A 9,154-nucleotide genomic window follows, 5' to 3' on the forward strand; every position below is an offset into this window, starting at 1 on the left:
CTAGTCCTCATCGGCCGACGGGGCGACTGTGTTGGCCGGTCCGGGCCGGTCCGGCCGCATTCGGGACGACCTTGTCGGACCCGGCCCCTACGATGCAAGCAACCGCACGTCTGTCCGTCTGTCCGCTGCACGAACTCGCCGATACCGGAGTCCACGGGGTCTCATGACCGAACGAACCGCAGCCCGTTCCAGCGACCGTCTGGTGGTTCGCGGGGCACGGGAGCACAACCTCAAAGACGTCTCCCTCGATCTGCCGCGTGACGCGCTCATCGTGTTCACCGGGCTGTCCGGGTCGGGGAAGTCCAGCCTGGCCTTCGACACGATCTTCGCCGAGGGCCAGCGCCGCTACGTCGAGTCGCTCTCGGCGTACGCCCGCCAGTTCCTGGGGCAGATGGACAAGCCCGACGTCGACTTCATCGAGGGGTTGTCGCCGGCGGTCTCCATCGACCAGAAGTCCACGTCGCGCAACCCGCGCTCCACGGTGGGCACCATCACCGAGGTCTACGACTACCTGCGCCTGCTCTACGCGCGCGCCGGGCACCCGCACTGTCCCGAGTGCGGCCGCCCCATCGGCCGGCAGACGCCGCAATCCATCGTCGACCAGGTGCTCGACCTCGAGGACGGCGCCCGGTTCCAGGTGCTGGCGCCCGTGGTCCGCGAGCGCAAGGGCGAGTACGCCGACCTCTTCCGCACGCTGCAGTCGCAGGGCTACTCCCGGGCCCGCGTCGACGGGACGGTGTACCAGCTCACCGACGCCCCCAAGCTGAAGAAGCAGGAGAAGCACACCATCGAGGTGGTGGTCGACCGGCTGGCGGTCAAGGAGTCGGCCAAGCGCCGGCTCACCGACTCCGTCGAGACGGCGCTGCGGCTCTCCGGCGGCCTGGTCACCCTCGACTTCGTCGACCTGCCCGAGGACGACGAGCACCGCGAGCGGGTCTACTCCGAGCACCTGTACTGCCCCTACGACGAGCTGTCGTTCGAAGAGCTCGAGCCGCGGTCGTTCTCGTTCAACTCGCCGTTCGGCGCGTGCCCCGAGTGCACCGGCCTGGGCACCCGCATGGAGGTCGACGACGAACTGGTCGTCCCCGACCCCTCGAAGAGCCTCGACGACGGCGCGCTGGCCCCGTGGGCGCCAGGCACCACCTCCGAGTACTTCGACCGGCTGGTCACGGCGCTGGCCGACGCCGTCGGCTTCCGCACCGACGTCCCGTTCGAGTCGCTGCCCAAGAAGGCGCGCGAGGCCGTCCTGCAGGGCCATCCCCAGCAGGTGCACGTCCGCTACAAGAACCGCTACGGCCGCGAGCGCTCCTACTACACGTCCTACGAGGGCGTCGTCCCGTGGGTGCGGCGGCGCTACGCCGAGGCCGAGTCCGACGCCAGCCGCGAGCGGTTCGAGGGCTTCATGCGCGAGGTCCCGTGCCCGGCCTGCGGCGGCGCCCGGCTCAAGCCGGTCGTGCTGGCGGTGACGGTGGGCGGCAAGAGCATCGCCGAGGTCGCCTCGCTGCCCATCGGCGAGTGCGCCGACTTCCTGCGCACGCTCACGCTGTCCGAGCGCGAGGAGCAGATCGCCGCCCGCGTGCTCAAAGAGGTCAACGAGCGGCTGCAGTTCCTGGTCGACGTCGGCCTGCACTACCTCAGCCTCGACCGGGCGTCGGCCACGCTGGCCGGCGGCGAGGCGCAGCGCATCCGGCTGGCCACGCAGATCGGGTCCGGCCTGGTCGGCGTGCTGTACGTGCTCGACGAGCCGTCCATCGGGTTGCACCAGCGCGACAACCACCGGCTCATCGAGACGCTCATCCGGCTGCGCGACCTCGGCAACACCCTCATCGTGGTCGAGCACGACGAAGACACCATCAAGGTGGCCGACTGGGTGGTCGACATCGGCCCCGGCGCCGGCGAGCACGGCGGCCAGGTGGTCGTCAGCGGCACCGTCGACGACCTGCTGACGCAGGAGGACTCCCTCACCGGGCAGTACCTGTCGGGGAAGAAGCGCATCGACATCCCTGCCGTGCGCCGTCCGCCCACGAAGGGCCGCGCCATCACCGTCGTCGGCGCGCGGGCCAACAACCTCAAGGACGTCACGGTCGAGTTCCCGCTCGGTTGCTTCGTCGCCGTCACCGGCGTCAGCGGCTCGGGCAAGTCGACGCTGGTCAACGACATCCTCTACTCCGCGCTGGCCAAGCAGATCTACAACGCCCGGGCGGTACCGGGCCGGCACAAGCGCATCGAGGGCATGGGCCTGGTCGACAAGGTCGTCCACGTCGACCAGTCGCCCATCGGCCGCACCCCGCGCAGCAACCCGGCCACCTACACCGGCGTGTTCGACGTCATCCGCAAGCTGTTCGCCGAGACGCAGGAGGCGAAGGTCCGCGGGTACCTGCCGGGCCGGTTCTCGTTCAACGTCAAGGGCGGGCGCTGCGAGGCGTGCACCGGCGACGGCACCATCAAGATCGAGATGAACTTCCTGCCCGACGTCTACGTGCCGTGCGAGGTCTGCCACGGCGCCCGGTACAACCGCGAGACGCTCGAGGTGCACTACAAGGGCAAGAGCATCTCCGAGGTGCTCGAGATGCCCATCGAGGAGGCGACGGAGTTCTTCGCCCCGGTCGAGCGCATCGCCCGGCACCTGCGCACGCTGAAAGAGGTCGGCCTGGGCTACGTGCGGCTCGGCCAGCCGGCGCCCACGCTGTCCGGTGGCGAGGCGCAGCGCGTCAAGCTCGCCGCCGAGCTGCAGAAGCGGTCCACGGGCAAGACCATCTACGTGCTCGACGAGCCGACCACCGGCCTGCACTTCGAAGACATCCGCAAGCTCATCGGCGTGCTGCAGGGGCTGGTCGACAAGGGCAACACCGTGGTCGTCATCGAGCACAACCTCGACGTCGTCAAGACCGCCGACTGGATCGTCGACATGGGCCCCGAGGGCGGCACCGGCGGCGGTGCGGTCGTGGCCACCGGCACGCCCGAACAGGTGGCCAAGGTCGACGCGTCGCACACCGGCGGCTTCCTCAAGGAGATCCTCGGGGTCTAGACCAGTTCGTGGCGCGCGCAATCCGATCCGTCGGCTGGTCCGTACACGATGATGTACCGAGGCGCGCTGACACGGAGAGGCGATCGATGGATCATCACCACGCGGCACCCACTCTGACGCAAGACACCGGCGACGGGCACGTGGCCTGTGGCCGGTGCATCGGCCGGCGGACCGCGCTGATGGGCATGGGCGCCGTCGGCGTCGCGGGCCTGCTGGCGGCCTGCGGCGGCGACGACGAGCCCAGCACGGGCAGTGCGCCGCCGGCCACCACGGAGCCCGACACCGAGCCGACTGCCGAGGCCAGCCCCGACACCACCCCGAGCGAGGAGCCGGCCCCGCCGGCCGAGGAGCCCGCCGCCGACGCGCTGGCCACCACCGCCGACGTCCCGGTCGGCAGCGGGTTCATCAACGACGGCGCCGGCGTCGTCGTCACCCAGCCGGCCGCCGGCACCTTCCTCGGCTTCAGTGCCACGTGCACGCACCAGGGCTGTGCCGTCACCGAGATCGACGGCGACCTCATCACCTGCACCTGCCACGGCAGCCAGTACAGCGCCGCCGACGGCTCGGTCGTGACCGGACCGGCCACCGAGCCGCTCGCGCCGGTCGCGGTGGTCGTCGAGGGCGACCAGATCCTCCCCGGCTGACGCCCGCCTCGCCTCCACCGCCCCATCCGCCGGCCGGTCGGCGCTGCCTGTCCGGGCCGGCGGTGCGGCGCCGGCCCGCTGCCTCTCGGCAAGTTGATCATGGAGAAATCGTGGCCTCCGCGGCTCCGGAGACCCGCACTTCTCCATGATCAACTCGGCGGGGCGAGCCTGGTGGGGCTGGTGAGCCCGGGTCACTGACGGGGCCGCACCCGGCCGGCGCGAACGGGGTGAACCGGCGGCCGGGTGCGGCGTCAGGGAGTGCGGCGTCAGGGAGTGCGGCGTCAGGGGAACGCGGCGTCAGGCGCCCGGCCGCGGCTGAGTGGGCGGCGGCTCCTCGTCGCCGAAGAGCGAGCCCGACGGCGGGTCGGCCGGTGCGGGCGAGCCCGGTGCGGGCGAGCCCGGAGCGGGCGAGCTGTACGTCGGCGCCGCGGGGCGGCCCATCGACGACTCGACGTTCGACGGCGACAGCTTGGCCCACCACTCGCGGGCGGTGTTGATGCCACCGACGCCGAACGCGATCGTGCCGGCCGCGAGGATCGCGAGCGGCAGGTACTGCAGCAGCGTGTTCTCGACCTTGGACGTCACCGACGGCGCGAAGTTCAGTGTGTCGAAGGCGGCCAGGATCCCGACGACCAGCACGCCGACGCGCACGGCGGTACTGACCCAGCCCAGGTTGCGGCTCTCCGCGAACGGCCGGACGACATTGGCCGCCCAATTCGCGATCGCGGCGGCCACGAACAGCACCAGCAGCGCCACCGCCACGAGCGGCAGATACGCGATGAGGAGATTCAGCATCGACGTCAGCTCGTCGATGTGCAGGACCTCGGCGGCGATCTGCACGAAAATGATGAAGACGAGGAAATAGGCCACCTGGCCGATGAGCGCCACGCCGCTGGTTCCGGCCTGGCGCAGCGTGTTCTCGATGCCGGCCGCCTCGGTGAGCCGGCCCGCGCCGATCTTGTTCAGTCCCGCCGTCAGCAGCCGCCGGATCAGCTTCGCGATCCAGTGGCCGACCAGCACGAGAAGGAGCGCGACCACCAGGCGCGGCACGAAGTCGCCGATGTCGGAGCCGAGCCGGCTGAACGAGTCGCCGAGTTGGTCGACGAAATTCTCTGTACGCACAGATGTGGGCATTCCATACCTCCCGCCATGTCTCGAAGTGCCCACGAAGATAGTTCCGGTCGCGGAATCGCTCGAGGTGATTCCGATTTGTTCGGGCTGTTCGGCCGAGGGAGGTGTGAGAATTGTCGCCACATCGGCGCACATTGCCGGTGCATCCGCGTGTCACGCCGGCTCACACCGATTCACGCCGACGGCGAACGCGAGCCGTGCCGACCTCGTCGGCGGCAGGTCATAGGCTGGGGTCGTGGCCGATCCGACGACGTACCGACCGGCCCCGGGGTCGATCCCGGTCGAGCCCGGGGTCTACCGCTTCAGCGACGCACGGGGCCGCGTCATCTACGTCGGCAAGGCCAAGAGCCTGCGCGCACGGCTGTCGTCGTACTTCCAAGATCTCTCCGCGCTGCACCCGCGCACGTTCGCCATGGTCACCACCGCCGCCAAGGTCGAGTGGACGGTCGTGCGCAACGAGGTCGAGGCGCTGCAGCTCGAGTACTCGTGGATCAAGGAGTTCGACCCGCGGTTCAACGTCCGCTACCGCGACGACAAGTCCTACCCGTACCTCGCCGTCACGCTGAACGAGGACTTCCCGCGCGCCATGGTCATGCGCGGGGCCAAGAAGCGCGGCGTCCGCTACTTCGGGCCCTACGCCCACGCCTGGGCCATCCGCGAGTCGCTCGACCAGCTGCTCCGCGTGTTCCCGGTGCGCAGCTGCTCCAAGGGCGTGTTCAACCGGTCCAGGCAGATCGGCCGGCCGTGCCTGCTCGGCTACATCGGCAAGTGCTCCGCCCCGTGTGTCGGCCGGGTCGACGCCGACGAGCACCGGCACATCGCCGAAGACCTCGTCTCGTTCCTCGAGGGCAAGACCACCGGCTACATCCGCCGGCTCGAGAAGGAGATGAAGGCCGCGGCCGCGGAGCTCGACTTCGAGCGGGCCGCCCGGCTGCGCGACGACATCGCCGCGCTCGACCGCGCCATGGAGGCCAACGCCGTCGTGCTGGGCGACGGCACCGACGCCGACGTCGTCTCGCTGGCCGACGACGCCCTCGAGGTGGCCGTCCAGGTCTTCTACGTGCGCGGCGGCCGGGTCCGCGGGCAGCGCGGCTGGGTCGCCGACAAGTCCGACGACGTCCCCGCCGGCGAGCTGGTCGAGCGGTTCCTCCTGCAGCTCTACGGCGAGCTGGGCGGCGAGTCGGTCCCGCGCGAGATCCTCGTCCCGGCCGTGCCCGACGACGCCGAGGAGGCGGCGGCGCTCACCGAGCTGCTCACCGAGCTGCGCGGCGGCCGGGTCGACATCCGGGTGCCCCAGCGCGGCGACAAGCGGGCGCTGCTGCAGACCGTCGCCGCCAACGCCAAGCAGTCGCTCAACCTGCACAAGACGAAGCGGGCCAGCGACCTCACCACCCGCAGCCGCGCCATCGGCGAGATCCAAGAGGCGCTCGAGCTCGACGAGCCGCCGCTGCGCATCGAGTGCTACGACATCTCCAACCTCGCCGGCACCGAAGTCGTCGGCTCCATGGTGGTGTTCGAGGACGGCCTGCCGCGCAAGAGCGAGTACCGCAAGTTCACCGTCCGCGGCGAGCAGGGCGGCACCGACGACGTCGCCGCCATCCGCGAGGTCCTCACCCGGCGGTTCCGGCGGCTGCGCGAGACCGACCAGGCCGACCAGGACGAGGCCGCGCCCGGCACCGTCGCCGACCCGCTCGCCGCCTCCGTCACCCCCTCCGTCGCCGCCGACGGGCTGCGGCCGGGCATCGACCCCACCACCGGCCGGCCGCGCAAGTTCGCCTACGCACCCGGCCTGGTGGTCGTCGACGGCGGCCAGCCGCAGGTCAACGCCGCCCGGCAGGCCATGGACGAGGCCGGGGTCAGCGACATCCCCGTGGTGGGCCTGGCCAAGCGCCTCGAAGAGGTCTGGCCGCCCGACTCCGACCACCCGGTCATCCTGCCGCGCACGAGCGAGGGGCTCTATCTGCTGCAGCGGGTCCGCGACGAGGCGCACCGCTTCGCCATCACGTTCCACCGGCAGCGACGCTCCGTGTCCATGGTCGACAGCCTGCTCGACGGCGTCCCCGGGCTGGGTCCGGCTCGGCGCAAGGCCCTCATGACGAGGTTCGGGTCGCTGAAACGGCTCCGAGCTGCGACCATGGAGCAGATCGCGGAGGTCCCCGGCTTCGGTCCTGCGACAGCGCAGGCGGTGGTCGACGCGCTGGCGGAGCGCCCGGCCGCGCCGGCCGTCAACACCGCCACCGGCGAGATCCTCGAGTCGTGACCCGGCCCCGGGCCACCGAGGCTCCCGCCGCAGGCGTCGCCCCCACAACTGAACCGTCCACCGCCGCACCGCGAGGGGATCGCACCATGAACGACCAGGGCCCATCGGAGGCCTCGGAGAAGCTCGAGCTGCTCCTGGTCACCGGGATGTCCGGCGCCGGCAAGACGGCCGCGACGGCAGCCCTCGACGACATCGGCTGGTTCGTCGTCGACAACCTGCCGCCGTCACTGCTCATGGACCTCGTCACCACCGTCACCCAGCGCACCGACCTGCGCCGCGTCGCCGTCGTCGCCGACGTCCGCGGCGGGGTGTTCTTCAGTGAGCTGCGCGGCGCCCTCGACCTCCTCACCGAGCAGGGGTACCGCCCGACGGTGCTCTTCCTCGAGGCCGGCGACGAGGCGCTGGTCCGCCGGTTCGAGTCGGCGCGGCGGCCGCATCCGCTGCAGGGCGGCGGCCGCATCCTCCAGGCCATCGAGCGCGAGCGTGAGGAGCTGGCGTCGCTGCGGGTCGCCGCCGACGTCGTCATCGACACGTCGCTGCTCAACCCGCACGAGCTGGCCGCCCGGGTCCGGTCGGCGTTCTCGGCGCCGGAGGAGACCGGGCTGCGCGCCATCGTCATCTCGTTCGGCTTCAAGTACGGTCTGCCGGTGGACGCCGACATGGTCGCCGACATGAGGTTCCTGCCGAACCCGCACTGGGTGCCGCACCTGCGCCCGCAGAACGGCACGGACGTCGAGGTCAGCGATCACGTGCTGGGTCAGTCCGGAGCCGAGGACTTCCTCGAGCACTACAGCGAGCTGGTCGCCATGGTGGCGCCCGGCTACCTGCACGAGGGCAAGCGGTTCGTCACCATCGGCATCGGCTGCACCGGAGGCAAGCACCGCAGCGTCGCGATGAGCGAGGCGCTCGCGCAGCGGCTGCGCAAACAGGGCATCGAGACCCTCGTGGTCCATCGCGATCTCGGACGGGAATGACCGAACCACTCACAGGAACGGCGGGCGCTGTGGCCCGCGGCCGGCTCGCCGGCCCCAAGGTCGTCGCGCTCGGCGGCGGGCACGGACTCGCGGCCTCGCTGTCGGCTCTGCGGCGCATGGCCGGCCGGCTGACGGCGGTCGTCACCGTCGCCGACGACGGCGGCTCCAGCGGCCGGCTGCGCGAGGAGCTGGGCGTGCTGCCGCCCGGCGATCTCCGCATGGCGCTGGCCGCCCTCTGCGGCGACGACGACTGGGGCCGCACGTGGGCTCGGGTGCTGCAGCACCGATTCCTCAGCGGGGGAGAGCTGCACAACCACGCGGCCGGCAATCTGCTCATCGTCGCGCTCTGGGAGCTGCTCGGCGGCCATGTCGAGGGCCTCGACTGGGTCGGGCGGCTGCTCGGCGCCCAGGGCCGGGTGCTGCCGATGTCGCTGGTCCCGCTGACCATCGAGGCCCTGGTGGGCCGGCCGGCGGCGCACGGCTCCGGGGGAGCGCGCGAGATCTCCACGGTCAGCGGGCAGCACGCGGTGGCCACGACCGACGGCGACATCGTGGCGGTCGGGCTCGTGCCCGAGAACCCGCCGGCCTGCCCCGAGGCGCTCGAGGCCATCGCCGACGCCGACTGGGTGGTGCTCGGCCCCGGCTCGTGGTTCAGCAGCGTCGTCCCGCACCTGCTGGTGCCCGAGCTGCGCGAGGCCCTGCTCACGACGACGGCGCGGCGCGCGGTCACGCTCAACCTGTCCGAAGAGGGCGGCGAGACCACCGGCTTCACGCCCGAGATGCACCTCGAGGTGCTGGGGGCGTACGCGCCCGACCTGCGCCTCGACCTCGTCATCGCCGACCGCCGCTCCTGCACCGACGAGAAGCTGCTGCGCCGCATCGCCGGCGAGTTCGGCGCCGAGCTCGTCGTCGCCGACGTCGCCAGGAGCGACGGCACCGCCCAGCACGACCCCGCCCTCTTGGGCCGCACCTACGCCGCCACGCTGGGCAGCGGCGGCATCGGCCCCTGGCGCGAGTGAGCATCTCGCCGACGTCGATCGTGGAGTAACGGTGGGGGTTCCGGGGCGGAATGCCCGAGTGATTCCGCGGTTGCTCCACGATCAACTCGGGGCGGGCT

The 9,154-nt window shown here is 71.5% G+C and carries 6 protein-coding genes; 5 read left to right on the forward strand and 1 reads right to left on the reverse strand.

Annotated features, from left to right (window positions below; all coding sequences use genetic code 11):
* Positions 1-163: 163 nt before the first annotated feature.
* Both uvrA and E1212_RS25025 read left to right on the forward strand, forming a co-directional pair.
* Positions 164-3,028, forward strand: coding sequence for an excinuclease ABC subunit UvrA (uvrA, locus tag E1212_RS25020; RefSeq protein WP_131987544.1), 2,865 nt, complete (start codon positions 164-166; stop codon positions 3,026-3,028).
* Between the two features lie 86 nt (positions 3,029-3,114).
* A complete protein-coding gene (locus E1212_RS25025; RefSeq protein ID WP_131987546.1) occupies positions 3,115-3,672 on the forward strand; it encodes a Rieske (2Fe-2S) protein in 558 nt (185 codons plus the stop codon).
* Between the two features lie 297 nt (positions 3,673-3,969).
* Here E1212_RS25025 and E1212_RS25030 read toward each other — a convergent pair whose 3' ends face one another.
* Complete coding sequence (locus E1212_RS25030; protein WP_162605621.1) at positions 3,970-4,794, reverse strand: mechanosensitive ion channel family protein; 825 nt, start codon at positions 4,792-4,794, stop codon at positions 3,970-3,972.
* A gap of 244 nt (positions 4,795-5,038) precedes the next feature.
* On the opposite strand from E1212_RS25030, the gene uvrC reads away from it, so the two are divergent.
* The 3 genes from uvrC to E1212_RS25045 all read left to right on the forward strand — a co-directional run bounded on the left by uvrC (position 5,039) and on the right by E1212_RS25045 (position 9,056).
* Complete coding sequence (uvrC, locus tag E1212_RS25035) at positions 5,039-7,063, forward strand: excinuclease ABC subunit UvrC (RefSeq protein WP_131987550.1); 2,025 nt, start codon at positions 5,039-5,041, stop codon at positions 7,061-7,063.
* Positions 7,064-7,149: 86 nt separating this feature from the next.
* Complete coding sequence (gene rapZ, locus E1212_RS25040; RefSeq protein ID WP_131987551.1) at positions 7,150-8,037, forward strand: RNase adapter RapZ; 888 nt, start codon at positions 7,150-7,152, stop codon at positions 8,035-8,037.
* A complete protein-coding gene (locus E1212_RS25045) occupies positions 8,034-9,056 on the forward strand; it encodes a gluconeogenesis factor YvcK family protein (protein ID WP_131987553.1) in 1,023 nt (340 codons plus the stop codon). Before rapZ ends, E1212_RS25045 begins: the two co-directional genes overlap by 4 nt.
* Positions 9,057-9,154: the final 98 nt, after the last annotated feature.

The sequence above is a fragment of the Jiangella ureilytica genome (assembly GCF_004348545.1).
Lineage (GTDB): Bacteria > Actinomycetota > Actinomycetes > Jiangellales > Jiangellaceae > Jiangella > Jiangella ureilytica.

Bases quoted from the DNA above. Each gene is read 5' to 3' on its own strand.
- uvrA (WP_131987544.1), top strand. From the start codon at position 164: ATGACCGAACGAACCGCAGCCCGTTCCAGCGACCGTCTGGTGGTTCGC.
- E1212_RS25025 (WP_131987546.1), top strand. From the start codon at position 3,115: ATGGATCATCACCACGCGGCACCCACTCTGACGCAAGACACCGGCGAC.
- rapZ (WP_131987551.1), top strand. From the start codon at position 7,150: ATGAACGACCAGGGCCCATCGGAGGCCTCGGAGAAGCTCGAGCTGCTC.
- E1212_RS25045 (WP_131987553.1), top strand. From the start codon at position 8,034: ATGACCGAACCACTCACAGGAACGGCGGGCGCTGTGGCCCGCGGCCGG.